Annotated in this window: 21 protein-coding genes, 1 tRNA gene and 1 riboswitch; of the genes, 10 read left to right on the forward strand and 12 right to left on the reverse strand. The window is 50.0% G+C overall.

Annotation, left to right across the window (positions count from 1 at the left end; translation table 11 throughout):
- The first annotated feature begins 39 nt into the window (after nt 1-39).
- Nucleotides 40-127, forward strand: a tRNA-Ser gene (locus OGV89_RS20295).
- A gap of 153 nt (nt 128-280) precedes the next feature.
- On the opposite strand, the gene OGV89_RS20300 is transcribed toward OGV89_RS20295, so the two are convergent.
- The 8 genes from OGV89_RS20300 to OGV89_RS20335 form a co-directional block, all read right to left on the reverse strand.
- The gene (locus tag OGV89_RS20300; protein ID WP_016149885.1) at nt 281-1,084 is read right to left on the reverse strand and encodes a cytochrome c1; all 804 of its coding nucleotides are present in this window, start codon (nt 1,082-1,084) and stop codon (nt 281-283) included.
- A 2-nt stretch (nt 1,085-1,086) separates the two neighbouring features.
- Nucleotides 1,087-2,247, reverse strand: a complete 1,161-nt coding sequence (locus OGV89_RS20305; protein WP_061548787.1) for a cytochrome b — start codon at nt 2,245-2,247, stop codon at nt 1,087-1,089.
- Nucleotide 2,248: 1 nt separating this feature from the next.
- Nucleotides 2,249-2,800, reverse strand: a complete 552-nt coding sequence (gene petA / locus OGV89_RS20310; protein WP_044700748.1) for a ubiquinol-cytochrome c reductase iron-sulfur subunit — start codon at nt 2,798-2,800, stop codon at nt 2,249-2,251.
- A 27-nt stretch (nt 2,801-2,827) separates the two neighbouring features.
- On the reverse strand, nt 2,828-3,268 hold the full coding sequence (locus OGV89_RS20315; protein ID WP_003035925.1) for a pseudoazurin: 441 nt from the start codon (nt 3,266-3,268) through the stop codon (nt 2,828-2,830).
- A gap of 10 nt (nt 3,269-3,278) precedes the next feature.
- Nucleotides 3,279-4,094, reverse strand: a complete 816-nt coding sequence (locus OGV89_RS20320; protein WP_044712500.1) for an ABC transporter ATP-binding protein — start codon at nt 4,092-4,094, stop codon at nt 3,279-3,281.
- Nucleotides 4,091-5,158 carry a FecCD family ABC transporter permease gene (locus tag OGV89_RS20325; protein WP_016149890.1) on the reverse strand — a complete coding sequence of 356 codons (1,068 nt, stop codon included), beginning with the start codon at nt 5,156-5,158 and terminating at the stop codon, nt 4,091-4,093. Before OGV89_RS20325 ends, OGV89_RS20320 begins: the two co-directional genes overlap by 4 nt.
- Nucleotides 5,159-5,224: 66 nt before the next feature.
- A complete protein-coding gene (locus OGV89_RS20330) occupies nt 5,225-6,277 on the reverse strand; it encodes an ABC transporter substrate-binding protein (RefSeq protein ID WP_003035934.1) in 1,053 nt (350 codons plus the stop codon).
- A 221-nt stretch (nt 6,278-6,498) separates the two neighbouring features.
- Nucleotides 6,499-6,722, reverse strand: a riboswitch (cobalamin riboswitch).
- Between the two features lie 242 nt (nt 6,723-6,964).
- Nucleotides 6,965-7,474: a GNAT family N-acetyltransferase gene (locus OGV89_RS20335; protein ID WP_016149892.1), complete on the reverse strand. Its 510-nt coding sequence runs from the start codon at nt 7,472-7,474 to the stop codon at nt 6,965-6,967.
- A 317-nt stretch (nt 7,475-7,791) separates the two neighbouring features.
- Between OGV89_RS20335 and deoD the strand changes: the two genes are divergently transcribed.
- From deoD to OGV89_RS20350, 3 genes are all read left to right on the forward strand, one after another.
- Nucleotides 7,792-8,499 (forward strand): purine-nucleoside phosphorylase, encoded by a 708-nt coding sequence (gene deoD / locus OGV89_RS20340; RefSeq protein ID WP_003035940.1) that lies wholly within the window; start codon nt 7,792-7,794, stop codon nt 8,497-8,499.
- Nucleotides 8,500-8,537: 38 nt separating this feature from the next.
- Nucleotides 8,538-9,701 carry an MFS transporter TsgA gene (gene tsgA / locus OGV89_RS20345; protein ID WP_174329417.1) on the forward strand — a complete coding sequence of 388 codons (1,164 nt, stop codon included), beginning with the start codon at nt 8,538-8,540 and terminating at the stop codon, nt 9,699-9,701.
- Between the two features lie 86 nt (nt 9,702-9,787).
- Nucleotides 9,788-10,621 (forward strand): nucleoside-specific channel-forming Tsx family protein, encoded by an 834-nt coding sequence (locus OGV89_RS20350; protein WP_061548782.1) that lies wholly within the window; start codon nt 9,788-9,790, stop codon nt 10,619-10,621.
- Nucleotides 10,622-10,669: 48 nt separating this feature from the next.
- Here OGV89_RS20350 and OGV89_RS20355 read toward each other — a convergent pair whose 3' ends face one another.
- From OGV89_RS20355 to dsbA, 4 genes are all read right to left on the reverse strand, one after another.
- Nucleotides 10,670-11,356 carry a Crp/Fnr family transcriptional regulator gene (locus OGV89_RS20355; protein WP_003846869.1) on the reverse strand — a complete coding sequence of 229 codons (687 nt, stop codon included), beginning with the start codon at nt 11,354-11,356 and terminating at the stop codon, nt 10,670-10,672.
- Nucleotides 11,357-11,477: 121 nt separating this feature from the next.
- Nucleotides 11,478-11,771 carry a chaperone modulator CbpM gene (gene cbpM, locus OGV89_RS20360; RefSeq protein WP_003836827.1) on the reverse strand — a complete coding sequence of 98 codons (294 nt, stop codon included), beginning with the start codon at nt 11,769-11,771 and terminating at the stop codon, nt 11,478-11,480.
- The gene (gene cbpA / locus OGV89_RS20365; RefSeq protein WP_003035957.1) at nt 11,771-12,691 is read right to left on the reverse strand and encodes a curved DNA-binding protein; all 921 of its coding nucleotides are present in this window, start codon (nt 12,689-12,691) and stop codon (nt 11,771-11,773) included. Before cbpA ends, cbpM begins: the two co-directional genes overlap by 1 nt.
- Nucleotides 12,692-12,884: 193 nt before the next feature.
- A complete protein-coding gene (gene dsbA, locus OGV89_RS20370) occupies nt 12,885-13,508 on the reverse strand; it encodes a thiol:disulfide interchange protein DsbA (RefSeq protein WP_003035960.1) in 624 nt (207 codons plus the stop codon).
- A gap of 397 nt (nt 13,509-13,905) precedes the next feature.
- Here dsbA and OGV89_RS20375 point away from each other — a divergent pair, with 397 nt between their 5' ends.
- The 6 genes from OGV89_RS20375 (at nt 13,906) to OGV89_RS20400 (ending at nt 18,679) form a co-directional block, all read left to right on the forward strand.
- Entirely contained in the window at nt 13,906-14,310 is a 405-nt protein-coding gene (locus OGV89_RS20375) for a VOC family protein (RefSeq protein WP_003035964.1), read from the forward strand.
- Nucleotides 14,311-14,380: 70 nt separating this feature from the next.
- Nucleotides 14,381-14,743 carry a hypothetical protein gene (locus OGV89_RS20380; RefSeq protein WP_003836824.1) on the forward strand — a complete coding sequence of 121 codons (363 nt, stop codon included), beginning with the start codon at nt 14,381-14,383 and terminating at the stop codon, nt 14,741-14,743.
- A gap of 48 nt (nt 14,744-14,791) precedes the next feature.
- The gene (locus OGV89_RS20385; RefSeq protein ID WP_121539891.1) at nt 14,792-16,672 is read left to right on the forward strand and encodes a protein-disulfide reductase DsbD family protein; all 1,881 of its coding nucleotides are present in this window, start codon (nt 14,792-14,794) and stop codon (nt 16,670-16,672) included.
- Complete coding sequence (locus OGV89_RS20390; protein ID WP_003035975.1) at nt 16,669-17,292, forward strand: DsbA family protein; 624 nt, start codon at nt 16,669-16,671, stop codon at nt 17,290-17,292. Before OGV89_RS20385 ends, OGV89_RS20390 begins: the two co-directional genes overlap by 4 nt.
- Entirely contained in the window at nt 17,282-17,788 is a 507-nt protein-coding gene (locus OGV89_RS20395) for a protein disulfide oxidoreductase (RefSeq protein WP_044712488.1), read from the forward strand. Before OGV89_RS20390 ends, OGV89_RS20395 begins: the two co-directional genes overlap by 11 nt.
- A 135-nt stretch (nt 17,789-17,923) precedes the next feature.
- Entirely contained in the window at nt 17,924-18,679 is a 756-nt protein-coding gene (locus OGV89_RS20400; RefSeq protein ID WP_054528253.1) for a sulfite exporter TauE/SafE family protein, read from the forward strand.
- Nucleotides 18,680-18,693: the final 14 nt, after the last annotated feature.

Raw genomic sequence — 18,693 nt, forward strand, 5'->3', positions numbered from 1 at the left:
TTTACAGGTCCGTTCGGGATGTTTATAGTGCGCCTCATTGGAAGCGTGGCCGAGCGGTTGAAGGCACCGGTCTTGAAAACCGGCGACCCGAAAGGGTTCTAGAGTTCGAATCTCTACGCTTCCGCCAAACATAAACCCCAAGCTATCAAATAGCTTGGGGTTTTTCGTTTTGCTCGGTTTATATTTTGTCTTCCTTTACTCGTCTTAGTCGCGCAAGAGCAACAGTGCTGCTGACCGGTTGAATGCTGGTGAACTGAGTAATCACCCCGCCTCGCAAAAGCTACATGAGCGAACGTCTCTTCATTCGTCGTAATATCCATAGCAGCCCCAGCATAATAGCCAGATAGCCCATAACGTAATTCCCTTGCTGTTTTCGTTCAGAGAGCGCCGGATCGGCTGCCCATGCCAGAAAGGCGGTAACATCCCTGGCGTATTGCTCCTCAGTTTCAGCTTTCTGCGACGCCGGACTCCATTGGATCTCTCCGCTATTCAGCGGTTTCGGCATGTTAATCACGCCGCCCGGAAAATAGCGGTTAGCCTTCAGTTCGGGATCGTCAGGCAGATAGCCGGTGAGTAGCGCGTAGACGTAATCAGCTCCCTGGTCCGTGTAGGGCAAAAAAGCATCTAACAGGAATTGCGGAAATCCACGATCGTATGAGCGGGCGCGGACGATATAGCTCAGGTCAACAGGTTCTGCGCCATTATTAAGGTATCGAGCTTCCCGCTCGTTTAAATATGGCGATATAAAGCTGTCATTTAGCGTCCCGTCCCGCTCACCCATCTGGCCGTCATCCTGAATCTCAGGAAACTGATAGCCGTTAGCGATACTTCTTGCTTCTTCTTCCGTGAGTTCCGGGCCGCCGGATCTGGTCAAGGTTCGAAAGGTAAGGTGCTTCATGCCGTGACAAGCGCGACACTTCTCTTCATAAACCTGCAGACCACGCCGAAGCTGCTCTTTATCATACTGGCCATTGATGCCGCTGAAACTCCATTCCTGTCGTTCAGGCGTGGCTTCTTGCGCATAGGTGGAGCCCAGTCCCAATAGAGAAAAACACAGAACACTGAATTTCAATAGTCGTTTCATTATCAGTCCTGTTTTTCCAGAAAACGACGGCAAGGTAATACGATTAAAAACCAGGCAAACCAAATCAGCGTCGAAAGCTGGGACGCGGCACGTATCCAACCTTCTTCGTTACGAAAACCGTCAAGAAGGTCGGGGCCAACCAGCGCTTTCGATCCTAACCAGCCTAAAAAGCAGGCATTGATGACCCACAGCCAGAATCCGCATTTGACCAGTTTGCTGTAATGGCGAAAACGAGCCCGGGAGGTATCAAGCCAGGGAAGAAAATAGAAAATCAGTATCGAACCGCACATCGCGGCTAGTCCCACGAATTCATTCGGGAAGCAGCGCAAGATGGAGAAGAAGGGAAGGAAATACCATTCTGGCGCAACAATCGCTGGTGTAATCGTTGGGTCTGCGGGAATAAAGTTATCGGCGCTGCTCAGATAGTGCGGAGCAAAGAATAAAAACCAGGCGAAGAGCATCATAAAAAGGGTGATTTTGATGGCATCGAGATCGGTAATTTTGTAATCGAACAACAGGCTCCTGGACTCTTTCTCGCTGAACCTCTTTTTCATCGCCTGGGCAAACGCTGACTGTACGGTACGTATATGAAAAACCGTTGCCACGACAATCATAAAAGGAAGAATAAAGTGGATAACAAAAAAGCGGCCAAGCATCGGTGTTCCCGGCGTATGGCTACCGACTAAATATGCGTATAACGTATCACCCACTAGCGGAATGGCCTGGGCAAAGCGAGTAATGACCGTTGCCGCCCAGTAGCTTTTTTGCCCCCAGATAAGACTATAACCAAGAAATGCGGTTATCATCAGGAGGATATACAGCGTGACGCTAATCAACCACATTGTTGTCCAGGGCTTGCGGTACACGTTGTAGTACATACCGCGAAAAATATGCAGATAACAGGCAAAGAAAAAGAGCGATGCGCCAATAGCATGCATATTGCGTATCAGTTCTCCGTGGCGAACCGCACGCATAATATGAATAATGGAGTCAAATGCCAGCCCGGCTGTCGGCACGTAAAACATCGCCAGTACGATACCTGTCAGGATCTGCACGCCGAGCATAACCAGCAGGATTGCGCCGATAGCGAACAGCCAGAGTCCGGCAATCGAACGAGGAAAAGGAATTCGCCAGCGAAGCGAATAGACGCGCTCACTCATCATGTCAGGCTTCCTTAGTGCCGATACGCACGATCTGACCATCAGAATGAAAGGCGTAATCCGGGATTGCCAGGTTGGCCGTTGCGGGGCCGCGCGTCACGCGCCCGGAGGTATCAAATTCCGAGCCGTGGCACGGACAAATCCAGCCCAGCCCTCCCGGCTGGGCGTTGGGGACACATCCGGCATGTGGACAGTACCCTTGAACCACCAGCCATTGGGGATGAACCGCAGAGACCCTCTCGCTGTCAGACTGTGGATCAATAAGCGTATGCCAGTTGGTATTTCTGGCGGCGACAATCTCTTCCTGCGTGCGGTGGTGAATAAGAATCAGCTTTCCCTGCCATATGCGCCTGATGGTTTGTCCAGCAGCAACACCCGCAAGAGAAACATCAATCGGTTCATTTTCCCCTAGCGTTTTCTCATCCGGGCTCAAGGCCGAAACCAGCGGCCACACGGCAGCCGCGACGCCCGCCGCGCCGACGAATTTCGTCAGTTTACACAGGCATTCCCGACGCTGTTCCTGGATTTCGCCATCTGCAAGTTTTTTATCTGCCACCTTGTATTTCTCCCAGAGTAATGCGGATTATTGTTTGTCGATACGCGCGTAAATTTCCTGAAAGCGCTTATCAGCAATACCCGGCGCTTTGAATGCCCGATAGCTGTCCGGTAACGTGGTATCGCCAACCTTAATCATCATCACCATGCCCTGAGCGTAATGCGGTGAACATTTGATGCCGTAAAATCCAGGATTGTCATAAGTCACCTCGATCTCTTCATCTATTTTTCCCATGAAACCGGGATAGTCAGCCGGAGACAATTCAGCAATTGAAGCCGCGTTGTGGCTCTTATGCTTACGGATAAACTTCACCGTATCACCGGGTTGGATCTCCAGATAATCCGGCTCGTAGACCATCGGCCCCGCAGACCCACGATTCTTCATCAACACTTCGTGAGTTTGCGCGAAGGCTGAAGAGGCGAGGGCGAGTAAACACAAAACTTTCAGACTCTGTTTGAGGTATTTCATCGATTCTTCCTTAAAATTCATCAGGTCTTTGATAACGAATAAAACAGTTTTCACTACCCGCTTCATGTTCGACAACGGCGTCGATACCAAACCAGGCATGGAGATTATCGCGGGTAAAAACGGTGCAAGGTTTACCCTGCATCGCCATTTGTCCGGAGGTCATTACGATGATGCGATCGCAGAACATTGCGGCATGATTAAGGTCGTGCAGAGCAGCAATCACCGTGAGCTTTTCACGTTTAACCAGACTCAGCAGGCCAATCTGATGTTGAATGTCGAGATGGTTGGTGGGTTCGTCCATCAGCAACAATTGCGGCTGCTGCGCCAGCGCCCGTGCAATATGCAGGCGCTGTTTTTCTCCCCCGGAAAAGGTATGCCAGCAGCGGTGCTGTAATTCACTGAGATCGACCTTCTCCAGCATCGTTTGTACGATATCGTCATCTTTGGCAGACCAGGGGGTGAGCAGGCTAAGCCAGGGGGTCCGTCCCAGAGAAACGGCTTGTAAAGCGGTAAGCCGCTCGCTGGTTTCAGCCTGTTGTTCGACCAGCGCCACATGTTGCGCAAGATGACGCCGCGAATAGTGCTGGAGCGCTTTTTGCCGCAGAGTGATGTGCCCGGAAGTCGGCTGCAGCAAACCGGCCAGCAGTGAAATCAGTGACGTTTTGCCCGAGCCGTTGGGACCGATGATACCGACAAACTCGCCGGGAGTTACGCGGAGAGAAATATCATCAACAATCGTCTTACCCTTTACCTTCCAACGCAGATTGCAGGCTTCAATAACGGCTTGCGCAGAGGTAACAAGTGGCTGTACGAGGTTTACCGTCATTTGTTCTGGTTTCCTCTTATCAGAATGATTGAAAACGCAGGCGCGCCGACCAAAGCCGTGATTACCCCAATGGGCAGTACCTGGCCGGGTAGTAACGTGCGGGAAATAACATCGGCGACAATGAGGAAAATGGCGCCGGTAAGCGCACTAACCGGCAGCAGTCGATGATGCTGGTTGCCGACCAGCAAACGAGCGGCATGAGGGATCACCAGACCGACAAAGCCGATCGCACCAACAATGGAGACCATAATCGCAGTCATACCGGTGACAGCAGCAATTAGTACTGCGCGAGTACGTTTGACTGGAATGCCCAACGATGCCGCGGATTCAGCGCCAAAGGAGAACGCATCAAGGTGGCGGACATAACAGAAGCACAGCGCAATACCGACCAGAGCGGTAGGAATAGCTAAGACAACATCGGGCCAGCGTACACCGCTCAAATTGCCTAACAACCAGAACATAATTCCGCGTGCTTGCTCGGCGTTTGCTGAGCGGGTGATGATAAGCGACGTAATCGCATTGAACAGTTGCGAACTGGCGATCCCGGCAAGAATGATTTGGGTTGTAATCCCGCCGCCTTGTTTACCGCCAGCGGCCATCGCCAATAGCGCAACGAACAGAAATGCCGTCAGCGCACCAATGAACGCCCCTAAAGACATACTGATGATGCCAGCCCCCAGTCCCGTAAGCGCAATCAGCACCGCACCGGTAGATGCTCCGGCAGAAATCCCCAGTAGATAAGGTTCGGCGAGCGCATTGCGTAGCAACGACTGCAACACTACGCCGGAAACAGCCAGGCAGGCGCCGCAGCTGGCTGAGACCAGTGCTCGGGTCAGTCGGTAGTTCCAGACGATCCCGGCATCCAGTGCATCGACAGGATAGTGGGTATCGAAAAGATGATTTGCCAACGTGCTGAGTACGTGCCGCCAGGGGATAAACGTTTCGCCGATGGAAATCCCCGCCAGCAGTACGCAACACATCAGCGCACTGACCCAAACGGCATGACCACCGACTCTCACCGCAAGCTGACCAACAGCGCGACGCATCCTGCGAGAATCACTCATGATTATCTGCGTTCCTGAGTAACGGAGATGCGCTATACCGTGCCGTGATATAGCGCAAAATGTAGATTAATGAGCAGCCTGCGGATGCGCTAAGCCATATTCAACCAGAGCGTCAGCCAGTTTTTCCACCCCATCAATAGTTCTGATCCCGGCATTCATTGTCTGTACGTCAATGGCCGGCAGATGGTTTTCTTTGACGGCAGGAATCAGTTTGGTGACAGGATCGGACTGGAGGTATTCCATCTTGATCTTCCAGTCATCTGCCGGGAAGCGTCGGCGGCTCATCTCACCGAGCACAATGACAGAAGGGTTAGCTTTAGCGATGGTTTCCCAGCCCACCGTTGGCCACTCTTCAGCAGAATCAATGACATTTTTCACACCCAGCGTTTGGGCTATCCATGCTGCTGGGCCAAACTTCCCGGCAACGTAAGGATCGAGCTGTAAATCGGCGCTTGAGAACCAGAACACGGCAGAAACATTCTTATCCATGCCGGTAATTTTATTTTTTGCTGCTGATTCACGCGCTTTAAGGCTGGCAATCAGCGCTTCGCCTTTATCCTGAACATCAAAAATTTTTGCCAGATCGGCGACTTCCTGATACACCATAGCAATATCAAACATGCCCTTACGAACACCATCACCCCCATCTTCGTTATCCTTAGCACAGTCAGCTGGCGCGGTGTAAACGGGCACCTTCAGTTCACTAAACTGTTCGTATGATGCAACTGTGCCAGCAGGGCCGATTTGCCATTCAAACTGGCTGGCGACCAGATCTGGTTTTTTAGCCACAATTCCTTCAAAGCTGGGAATATTTTGCGCAATGACGGCAACTTTTTCATTTGCTGCTTTGTAAGCATCCAGTACCGGGCCAAACCACAACGAAGTACCCACGACGCGATCGGCCAGCCCCAGTGAATAGAGAATCTCGGTACTGTTCTGACCCACGGTTGCCACGCGCGTTGGTGCCTGATTAAAGGTAATATCGCGTCCACAGTTTTTAATCGTCAGAGGATATTCGGTTTTTGCCGCGTTAGAAAAACCGGAAGTCAACAGTACAGTGGTTCCAACAATAGCCAGAAGCGTTTTTTTAGAAGAGAAAAATGTAGAATTAGCGTGCATTATCATCGTCCCGTTGATGCCAGAATCTTAAAGTCTGGTCATGGCTCATTTCATTCCATATATCGGGAGGAGACATGAAGATAGATGACATTAAATCGTGAATTTTAAGAATGAAGATATGCAACAAATGCAAATAAGCCTTACTTAGCCAAAATCTTATTCATAAATACACTACTGCTTACGTCAAATAATTCATCCCATGGACCATCCCGTCCACTTAATGGTATACATCGTTGACAGCAGGTCTCCTGACTCACGGTAATCAGAATATCGGCCTTCCCATAAAGACGAGCTTTACAGTGACCTGCGGCTTATTAACCACACAAGGATATTCTGCATCCGCCTACAGTTGCGGGGGCAGTTATGGAATTGAATTGAATAATTCTCACCATATTCCTATTCATATACAAAAATGTAATGAAATGCTGTCAAAAGCGACTCTAACGGCAATTGTTAACGAGGTCAACCGTATGAATAAACAGGGAAAACCTCACACCTTTGGTAAAATTGTTATGTTTTACAGTTGGTTATGCTTAAATCCTTTATCTCGGATGTATACATGAAAATAACAATAAAAAGCTAAATGAGAATTGATTGACATTGATCAAACTATAAACACGGTTTTATTTTTTCAATTTAATCATATTGATCGTTATCAATAACGCAGTTAATTAGCGTTGGGTTAATTTAATAATGTGATCTCTGCATATGTACCAATTGCCATTCATCCTGCATATCCATAACGACGCTAAAATCTTTACGCAACCAAAAATGATACCCTCCAGGCAAGAAATGATGAGTATGAAGATATAAGGTTTTATATTTTTGCTGCTGGCAGAACATTTGAGCTAAAGCAAACAACCGGCTTCCGATTCCCTGTCTGCGGTAGCGCGCATCCACGTAGCAACGACAAATTTCTGCCGTTTCAGGCAAATTATAGTGCCCACGTAGCTCAGTGATACGATCATCATATTGACATACCGCAAGTGTAGCGATGAGCTCTTGTTTTTCACTCCATGCGCAAAGTAATAGATTTCTTTCTTGCAAAATATACTGCTGCTTGAGATCGAAGATATCTTCTTCAGCAGCAGGCATGACTCTCCCGGCATTGAAGAACAAATTAAGATGCTTAATAAGGAACGACTGAACAGCAGGTATATCGGCGTGAGTCATCTCACTAAACCTTAATCGGGTCATGGCAGGCATCCAAGCTTAGAGTGGAATACGATAATAACAATAAGACCACTTTCAAAACAATATTGACGCTGCTATGGCTACTCGCGCCAACGCGGTAGTCACCAGCGATTTGGGGGCTAATCTGTTCTTTTATTGTTCTGGGTCTTGCTTTTCCTAACTGTTGCCGAGGCATAGTTTTCCTCTGCATCCTAAGCCTGCAACTCTAACTCTCAGAAATGAGAGGCCGATCCTTTGAGCAGGACTTTTGTCCTCAATCCTCTGCAAACGTCTGGTTACAATCCCTGCATATCTCCAATACCCATAATTCAGGAATTGTTATGACTGCACATATTAATGCTAAAGCGGGTGATTTTGCGCCAACTGTGATTATGCCGGGCGATCCGCTGCGCGCAAAATTTATTGCCGAAAATTATCTCATGGATTACCGCGAAGTTACCAACGTGCGTAATATGCTGGGCTATACCGGTCTTTATTTTGGTCAACCTGTTTCGGTGATGGGACACGGTATGGGTATTCCTTCTATGACGCTATACGCCCATGAGCTGGTACATGATTTTAATGTGAAGAGAATTATTCGCGTCGGTAGTCTGGGGGCAACACAACCGCATGTCAAAATGCGCGACATTATTCTGGCTCTCGCTGCCGGTACTGACTCTGTCACAAATTTAAAACGTAGCGCGGGCTACACGATGGCGACGTCCGCTCACTTCCCATTACTACAACAGGCGTGGATGCTGGCGCAGAAGGCCGGAATCGACATTAAGGTCGGTAATGTTTTCAGTGGCGATCTTTATTACGATCCTGACGAAAACCTCATTCCTGCACTGGAAAAGTTCGGTGTACTGGGTGTGGATATGGAGGTGGCCGGCTTATACGCCTTAGCACACCAATTTAATATTGAAGCACTGGCTATTTTAACGGTGTCCGATCATTGCCTGACAGGCGAAGAAACCACGGCAGAGGAACGGCAATTAACTTTTAAAAATATGATTGAGCTGGCGCTAAATACAGCCGTTACGGCTTAGCATTGGCTTTTAATTGAACCAATCAGGGATGTCATTATATGAAGAATAAAATAGCACTTACACTGATTAGTTTTCTGGCAAATTTTATTATGGCGGGGTTTGCCAGTCAGTTTGGAATGCTGATTGAACCGATTGCGGTACGTTACAGTGCTGATGTGAATACCGTTGCCTCGATATTTTCGCTGCTTAACGGTGGGGCATTAGCCGGGACCATCGCCGCCTTTTTCCTGATAGAAAAAATTGGCGTCAAGCGAATGACGTTTATTATCTATTCGATAGTGTTCCTTTGTTCGCTGGCAATGCACTTAAGCCCCGACTTATGGCCGGTGATGGTTGCCATGACTTTGGTGGGCTTTTGCGGTGGGATTGGCCTGTGTGTGGCAGGAACGATTGTTGTTTCGGTATGGCAGGATCGCATTCAAAGTACAATGTTGGTGGTACAAGACGCCACCTTTAACGTCGCAGGCGTGGTTTTTCCGCTGATCACCACCTACGCCCTGACGCACAATATGTCATGGAGTTACAGCTATCTAAGTGTTGGCATGGTGGCCTTACTTACGTTAGGTGTGGTGGCGCTCACTCGTTTTACTGCCTGTGAAACCGCGTCTGCGGAAGATCGGACAGACGCGGTGAAGTCTGAGTGGAACCCAGGGATTATTAGCGGAGGTATTGGTCTGTTCTTAGGTATGCTGGCGCTGTATACCTTCCTGACCTGGGCACCATTATTTGTGAAGAATAAATTTGGCATTCCATTTGAAGAAGCCGGTAATATTATTACGCAATACTGGGGAGCGGCGTTGGTTGGGGCGCTAGTATCAACTGTCATTGTTTCTCGAGTGAGGATACATTATTTCCTGTTGAGTATTATTTTGCTCGCTTGCGTTATTACGACCATTATTGTAACGAAAGAAAACATCTCGGGGCTTGATTATCTGGCTTATAGTTACGGATTCGTCTGTGCGGCGCTGTATAACTCCTTTATTGCCTACGGGGTTTCATTTGTGAAGCGCGCAAGTAGTCAGAATGTTTCATATATTTTAATTAGCGGTAGCGCCGGGGCTATGTTTAGTCCAGCGATCAGTGCGCTAATGGAAAAAACAATGGGCTTGCAGAAAATTATGTACGCAATACCAGTATTATATTTAATAATCTTTATCATGTTGATGGGTACATTAAAACTTAAACGTAACAAAGCACAGTAATAACACTTACCTCTCTAATTAGATAGTCAGTCGCCACACCATTTATTTGGTGAGGCGACACTCAACCTTGCTCAAAGGAATTGAAAATGATGAAGAATAAATCAATGATTAAAAAAACAGTTCTGGGCGCAATCGTTGCAATGAGCTGTACGCAAGCGCTTGCTGCTGATTATACCGATGGCAACGTCCGTAAAAATGATTTTAACTGGATGCAGATGAACTTAATGCAAAGTGTGGATGCGAAAGTGCCTTATGGTATTCGTAATGACACTTATCTGGAACTGGAGTTTGGGGCGCGTTCCGGAATTATCGATCTGTATGGTTATGTCGATTTCTTTGATATTTTTGACCGCAAGCAGGATGACCGCCATGGTGGCGATAACTTTTTCGCCAAGATATCCCCACGGTTTTCCCTGGATGCTATTTTAAATAAAGATTTATCCGTTGGGCCATTTAACGAATTCTATATCGCAACGGTAAATAACATTGGCGACCGGGAATTATTTGAACATTATGTCGGTCTGGGCACAGATGTTAAGGTTCCGTGGTTTGGTCTGGTGGGAATGAACATCTATGCGCATTATGTGCGTGAAAACTACGGTGCGGATAACGAAGGCAAGTGGGATGGCTACATGTTCTCGACCAACTGGTCGACGCCGTTCTATACCTTTGCCAACGGCAGCTACCTGAACTATCAGGGTTACTTTGACTATCAGTTCGCCGCTAACAAGATTGCTAATCAACCGTTATACAGCAATAACGCGATTGAATGGTATAACGGTATCTACTGGCATTCAGAGCATTATGCGGTGGGTTATGGCCTGAAGTATTTCCGCAATATGGCATTGATGGAAAATCACGGCGGAGCAGGGCGCACCACCGGACTCGGTCACTACTTCAACCTTACCTATAAATTCTGATTGCGCTGAACTGACACACCAACCTTCTCTACGGAGATGGTTGGTGTGTCAGTCAATGATGTCATTGCCGAGGAATTTACGCAGCCCATCCAGATCCTTAATTTCCAGTCCTTGCTTCGTGCGCGTTACCAGTCCGGCATCCGTCAGGGCTTTAACCGCCCGCCGATAGACCCGATCGGTGGTGCCGAACCGTTCTGCTTCCTGGTATTTTTTATGGAAACCATCCATCGGCTGTTTGTTCTGATGCTGGCGATACAAATCATACGCCACGTTATGAACGATAGGGTAGAGCATCCGGTGCAGGAAGATTTCCAGCATATCCTGATAATCAATCGCCATCGCACTGGCAAAAAATATCGCCAGTCTCGGGTGCTGGTTTAGCGCTTCTTCAAGACGATCACAGCTGCACACCGCCACGGTCAACGGCTCTTCGGCCACGATATCAAGCTGGCAGCGATACCCGGTAAAAAACTCCATTTCACCAAATAGTTGCTCATCACATTCCATTGCGCCCAACTGAAAACGGCGACCATTTTCCGCGCTGTAACGCAGGGAAATTCTGCCTGATTGCACCATGATAAGTCGATCGACTACCTGTCCCTGGCGATAGAGATACTCATCTTCGTGGATCATCTGCGTTTCAGAGAGCAGTTCCTGGAATATCTTCTCAATTAAGGCATCATCTTGCTGCCAGATATTGTGAAAACGACCTTTTGTGAGGGGCTTAAGCTGCATGGCTCAACGTCTTATTGTTTGAGATAATTCTTATCTCTGACTGTATGCTATCTACTGCTTAATGTCATTAAGAGCGCGGGGCGGACAATAAAAGGGCCAGCACGATGCTGGCCCTGACGCACTAAGGATGGCTGATAAAACGGGACAATCGCTGGCGCAGCAGGCGATTTTCCTGACGTAACTGAGCGTTCTCTTCCAGCAACGTCAATGCAACGGCAATCCCTGGCCAGTCAAGTTCCAGCTCCTGACGCAGGCGCATCGCGCGACGCATTACGGTCAGCGCATGATCGTCAAACGTCTCGTCTTCATGGGGTTCTATCACCCCTAAGCCGACAACCTCATGCAGTTCTTCTTCTGACACACCGGTGTACAGACAAAATTCGGTAATGGTAAAAGTGACGGTAACGTTAGCCATTATGCTTTCCCCCACTCTTTGCGCGGATCAAAGGTCTTTTGTGCATCCGCCAGTTGTTGCCACAGGGCGGCACTGGTGTCGTCAGGTTTCGGTGGCATGACGATCTTGATCACCGCATACAAATCGCCGGTATGTTTTTTACTTACCAGACCCTTGCCTTTAATGCGTAGCCGCTGACCGGCCTGGCTGCCTGCAGGAATGGTCAGCAGGATGCTCTCTTTCAGCGTCGGAACGGTTACTTTCGCACCCAGCGCAGCTTCCCACGGCGCCAGAGGAACGACAACTTCCAGATCCTGATTAACGATATCGAACAGCGGATGCGGCGCAATATGAATCACCAGCCACAAATCACCGTTCGGCCCACCGTTTTCGCCGGGCGTGCCCTGACCTTTCAGGCGGATACGCTGACCGTTACCGACGCCAGCCGGAATTTTCACGTTCAGTGTTTTAGGAATTTCTCGTTCTACCATGCCAAACGCATTGTAGACTGGCAGGTTGTAACTGATAGTGCGGCTATGCTCAGTAAGCGTTTCTTCGAGGAAGACGGCAACTTCTATTTCGATGTCATGCCCGCGGCTGGCAGGGCGCTGGCGCGACTGGTGCGCACGCTGACCAAAAATGGAGGAGAAGATATCGTCGAAATCTTCGGCGCTGTAGCTTTGCCCCTCTCCTTGCTGGAATTGACGGCTGAACTGAGGGTCGTTGCGATGCTGCCACAGTTGGTCGTACTCGGCTCGTCGCTGTTCATCACTCAGGACTTCCCAGGCTTCAGCAACCTCTTTAAACCGGGCCTCAGCGTCAGTCTCTTTGCTGACATCAGGATGGTATTTACGGGCGAGTCGACGATAGGCGGTCTTGATTGTCTTGAGATCGTCTGTCGGTTTCACGCCCATAATGGCGTAATAATCCTTTAATTCCATAGCGTTCTCTCGTGTAAATCAACACTTGAAGAAGGTGTACCCCGACAACAGGTAACACCGCTAAGTTTAGGGTAATCCTGATAACGGCGAATGCCAACCGGGAAGAAAGGATATTGGTCTAAATGATGTGATTGCGCACCACCAACAGCGCTTTTGACTGTTGTGTGGTGCGAAAAGTGAGATTAGCGAAACGTCAGGATTTGGTGATCAGATAGCGAACCGTATCCGCGTAGCTCTTCACAAAAGAGTTTAGGTCGTCAGATTTCAGTCCTTTTGGATTGATCATATATTTACCGTTGATAAAAATGGCGGGCACACCGGTTAAATCTACCGCTTTAGCCATTTCTTGTTGTTTTGCGGTCAGGGATTTCACGGCAAAACTGTTCCAGGCGGCATCATAATCACTGGCGCTGACGCCCGCGCTGATAAATACGTTACGAATATCATCCGCTGTTTTAACGGTTTGTTTTTTCTGAACGGCATCAAAAAGCAACGGTTTAACTTTATCTTGTACGTTTAACAGCATGGCGACGGACCAGGCGTGCGTCATGTCTTGCCCCAGCGGACCTAAAAAGTCGACGTGGTATTCGGTGAGTTTGACATCAGCAGGCAGTACTTTTTTCACGTTATCCGTGATTTCAAAAACTTCATCGTACTGATAACAGGAAGGACAGTAAAATGAGAAAAACTTCAGCGCAGCTGGGGCGGAAGCGACGGGTTTTTCCAGGGTGATATACTCTTTACCGTCGGTAAATGATGCTGCCTGAGCGCTAACTGTAAAAAGTAACCCAATCAGGGGTAATAAATATTTTTTCATTTCCATATACTCTAAATAACATTTGATAAACAAATTATCTGCTAATGAATACGTTATTCATTGCGTATGGATATAATAAGGAAATCCCCTGAAAATGCGCTGACCCTTACTTTCATTTACGCATCAGTACGTAGCGGGCATTATTTGTGTGCTGGCATTGAAATATTCTCTGGCATTCTTCGTAAATAGTGAATGATAACTTCCGTGATATTTTCAGGGGTGTTTTTAGCAATGTTATAGTGTAATAAACAAAGACGAAAATATGATTAATTATCATTTCGCCTTTAAAGCGTGAATGGCAAGGTATTTCGCTAAGTATTTGCAAATACCCCTGTAGATTGTCTTTTTCTTGTCGCGCGCGAATGAATAGGGTAAGTGTCAGAGACGAGCAACCCAAATGGATATCACTATGATCGACCACCTGGATCACCTGGTACTAACCACCAATCATGAAGAGGCTTGCGTTCGTTTTTATGTCGAGCTTTTAGGCATGAGGTTGGAAACTTTCGCACAAGGTCGGAAAGCCTTCGTCTTTGGCAATCAGAAAATCAATCTCCATATTCGGGGAAAAGAGTTTGAACCTAAAGCCTACGCGCCAACGCCGGGGGCGCTGGATTTGTGTTTTATCACCACGCGTACACTGGAAGAGGTGACAGAGACGTTTCAAACCCACGGAGTTGAGATTATTGAAGGGCCCGTTGCACGAACCGGCGCGACAGGACCGATTCGCTCGGTTTATGTCAGGGATCCCGATCTCAATCTGATTGAAATCGCGGTATATCCAGCAGATGCCAGGACATAACTTTACAGCGCAAAGGTTGCCAAAAACCGGCGAGTGGTTAAGATAACTCGCATCAATGAGTGAGGGTATAATGGCGAAACGTCAACGGATGGGATGGTGGTTCCTCTGTCTGGCATGTGTTGTGGTGATGGTTTGCACCGCACAACGCATGGCGGGTCTGCACGCGTTGCAGATGGATACCGCCGTTACAAGCGTTGTCGCCAGCGCACAAGTGCAGGCCGATGAGGCCTCACCCGTTACCCCTTGTGAACTGAGCGCGAAGTCATTACTGGCTGCGCCACCCGTACTGTTTGAAGGTGCTATTCTGGTGCTGTGCCTGCTGCTGTCGTTGCTGGCGCCAGTGCGGGCGTTTCGTCTACCTTTTTTCCCACCGCGAGCTATCTCGCCGCCCACTCTCCGGGTGCATCTCCGATTTTGCGTCTTCCGTGAATGACAGAACAGCCGTTGCTGACTGTTAGATAATTATTCACGGAGAAAAACTATGATGACTGTTTTCAGGCAGACACTGCTCTGTCTGTTATTGCTATGGCTGCCCGTATCCTGGGCGGCTGGACCCGGCTGGCTGCGTTCACCCGATAACGATCACGCCAGCGTGCGGTTACGCGCTGATACGTCCGCTGGTGGTGAAACCCGTCTGTTGTTGGATGTCAAACTGGAGGACGGCTGGAAAACCTACTGGCGTTCTCCGGGCGAGGGGGGCGTTGCGCCTGCTATCGCCTGGAAAGAGGAAATGCCTGCGGTCGACTGGTTCTGGCCAACCCCAGCTCGTTTTGAGGTCGCCAATATCACTACCCAGGGGTATCACGATAAGGTGACGTTCCCGATGGTGGTGCGAGGTAGAGCGCCCGCCACGCTCAGCGGCGTTTTGACGCTATCCACCTGTAGCAACGTTTGCCTGTTGACGGATTTTCCTTTTTCCGTAACGCCCACAGCCCAGGACCCGACTTTTGCACATGACTATGCTCAGGCGATGGGACAGATCCCACTTGCCAGCGGCCTGACCGATGCTCTGAGCGCCGGCGCACGGGCGGGAGAGTTAGTCGTCGAGGCTCACCGTGCGGGAGGCTGGACTGCACCAGGGCTGTATCTGGATGCTGTTGATGATGCGGATTTTGGCATGCCGCAAATCCATGTTGAGGGGGAGACATTACGCGCCACGGTTCCTGTACATGACGGTTGGGGAGAAGGCGCGCCGGATCTGCGTGGTAAGTCAGTCACCCTGGTGCTGGCAGATAACGGTGTTGCCCAGGAAAGTCGTCTTGCGATTGGCGAAGCCCCGGTTGTTGAGAACGCCTCACTCCCACTGTGGCAAGTGGTGCTAATGGCGCTGCTGGGCGGTTTGATCCTCAATCTGATGCCCTGTGTGTTACCGGTTCTGGGCATGAAGCTGGGCTCGATTTTGCTGGTCGAGGAAAAAAGTCGTCGCCAGGTCCGTCGTCAGTTCCTCGCATCGGTAGCCGGAATACTTGTCTCATTTATGGCTCTGGCTCTATTGATGACGGTGCTGCGTTTAACCAATCAGGCGCTTGGCTGGGGGATCCAGTTTCAGAATCCATGGTTCATTGGCGTGATGGTACTGGTGATGCTGACGTTCAGCGCCAGCCTGTTCGGGTGGTTTGAATTCCGACTCCCTTCTGCGATGACTACCACGCTGGCGACTCACGGCGGCAACGGTCTGTCGGGACATTTCTGGCAAGGTGCATTTGCGACGCTGCTTGCTACGCCGTGCAGTGCCCCGTTCCTTGGAACGGCGGTGGCGGTGGCATTGACCGCTTCGCTGCCGACATTGTGGGGATTGTTTATCGCACTTGGGCTGGGAATGAGCTTACCGTGGCTGCTGGTGGCTCTGCGTCCCGGTCTGGCGCTGCGTTTGCCGCGGCCAGGACGCTGGATGAATATGTTGCGGCGTCTGCTCGGCGTGATGATGCTGGGTTCCGCTATCTGGCTTGCGACGTTGCTGCTCCCGCATTTCGGGTTCGTAGGGCAAAGCACCGGCAAAGAGAGCGTGAACTGGCAACCGCTAAGCGAGCAAGCTATTGAGGATGCGCTGGCGCAACATAAGCGCGTGTTCATTGACGTCACAGCAGACTGGTGCATCACCTGTAAGGTAAACAAGTTCAACGTCTTGCATAAAGATGACGTACAGGCCGCATTGCAACAGCCGGATGTGGTGGCGCTGCGCGGCGACTGGACACTCCCTTCTGAAGTCATTACCGAATTTCTAAAAAAACGCGGCCAGGTTGCTGTGCCGTATAACCAAATTTATGGCCCCGGTCTGCCGGAAGGCCAGGTGTTACCCACGTTGTTAACCCGCGATGCGGTACTGCAAACGTTGAACGATGCCAAAGGAGTTACCCCATGAAGATGATGATTGTTCTGCTGTTAACCCTGTTTTCTGCCGTCAGTATCGCGAAAGAGCCTGCACCGTTTACCCCGGAACAGGAAAAGCAAATTGAAGCATTAATTCAGGAAGCCCTGTTTAACGATCCCAACAGCCCGCGGATTGGCGCAAAGCAGGCAAAACTGACCCTGATAAACTTCACCGATTACAACTGCCCATACTGCAAGCAGTTGGATCCAATGCTGGAAAAAATTGTGCAGAAATATCCTGACGTGGCGGTAGTGATCAAACCGTTGCCGTTTAAAGGTGAAAGCTCGGAACTGGCGGCGCGGACCGTGCTGACGACATGGCATCAGCATCCGCAGCAGTTTCTGGCGCTACATGAAAAACTGATGCAGAAGAAGGGCTACCATACCGATGTCAGTATCAAACAGGCGCAGGAAAAAGCGGGGGCCAGTCCGGTGACGCTGGACGCCCAAAGTGCTGAAACGCTGAGCACTAACCTGCAACTGGCGCGACTGGTGGGTGTACAGGGAACCCCCGCAACGATCATTGGCGATGAACTTATTCCCGGTGCGGTGCCGTGGGAAACGCTTGAGGAAGTGGTAAAAGAAAAACTGGCGGCGGCCAATGCTCAGTAAACTGCGCCGCTGGTTGCGCGAAGGGCTGATCTTACTGGCACTGTTGGCGGGGGCGATGCTGCTGATGGATGCCTGGCGCGCGCCGCAGCTCCCTGCCTCTTTTGACAGCACGCCTTTACAAACGCTGGATGGTGAAACCGTCACGCTGGCGGCGCTCAGCAAAGACAAGCCAGTGTTGCTTTATTTCTGGGCGAGCTGGTGCGGCGTATGCCGCTTCACGACGCCGGAAGTCGACAGGCTGCGTTCTGAAGGGGAAAATGTGATGACCATTGCGTTACGCTCCGGAAATGAAGCTGAGGTATCTCGCTGGCTGTTGCGTAAAGGCGTGGAATTTCCGGTCATCAATGATGCGAACGGGGCTATTTCCCGCAGTTGGGCGATTAGCGTCACGCCCACGCTGGTGGTGATGTCAGAAGGTCGGGTGGTATCAACCACCAGCGGCTGGACCAGCTACTGGGGCATGAAACTTCGGTTGTGGTGGGCGAAAACGTTCTGATAAATGTGCCGGGGAAACCCGGCATTTTTTTACGGCGTCGCCTTCCTCTGGAAGGCATATTTCGTTGCCTGACGAAGCAAGCACAGTGATTAACGTCCAGAATCAGTCATCTTCTTTTTTCCAGGAAAGTGCAACATGACGAGTTCTTTAGCGTTTGGACCCGCTCTGGTGGTGATGATTGTCGCCACATTTGTCCTCGCCGGGATGGTGAAAGGTGTCACCGGTATGGGGTTACCCACCGTGGCAATGGGGATCCTCGGATCGCTTATTTCGCCAGTTGCCGCGGCGGCTATGCTGCTATTGCCTTCGCTGATAAGCAATTTGTTCCAGTTTGGCGGTGGTGGAAATACACGCCAATTACTCAAACGACTGTGGCCAATGCTGCTGACAGTGGTAGTGGCGACTCTGCTTGCCAGCGCCTGGATTACCGGGGGCGACACCACCCGAACTCAGTTTGCACTCGGCGTGGCGCTGGTGGCCTACGCTATCTGGACGCTGGCAGGAAAGAAAATTGCGGTGGCCCCGCAGCGTGAAAAACCGTACTCCCTCGTTATTGGATTTGTGACCGGCTTATTGACCGGCGGAACCGGGGTGTTTGTGATGCCCGCCGTGCCTTGGATCCAGTCCCTGGGCTTTGAGAAAGATGAACTGGTACAGGCGCTCGGGATCTCTTTTACCTTTTCGACCCTGGCATTGGCGCTGGGTCTGTGGTGGCACAACGCGCTGCCCGTACAATCCCTAAGCTTGTCGGCTTTGGCCATTGTTCCTGCACTTATTGGTCAGTGGATAGGAACCCGTGTGCGAAGGGTTATTTCTCCGCTCGTGTTTAAACGCTGTTTTCTGTTTTGTCTGGTCGGGTTGGGTACAGAGATGATGCTGCGTGCTGTGTGACCGGTTCGGTGACT

Source organism: Citrobacter sp. Cf125, assembly GCF_030333935.1.
Classification (GTDB): Bacteria; Pseudomonadota; Gammaproteobacteria; order Enterobacterales; family Enterobacteriaceae; genus Citrobacter; species Citrobacter freundii.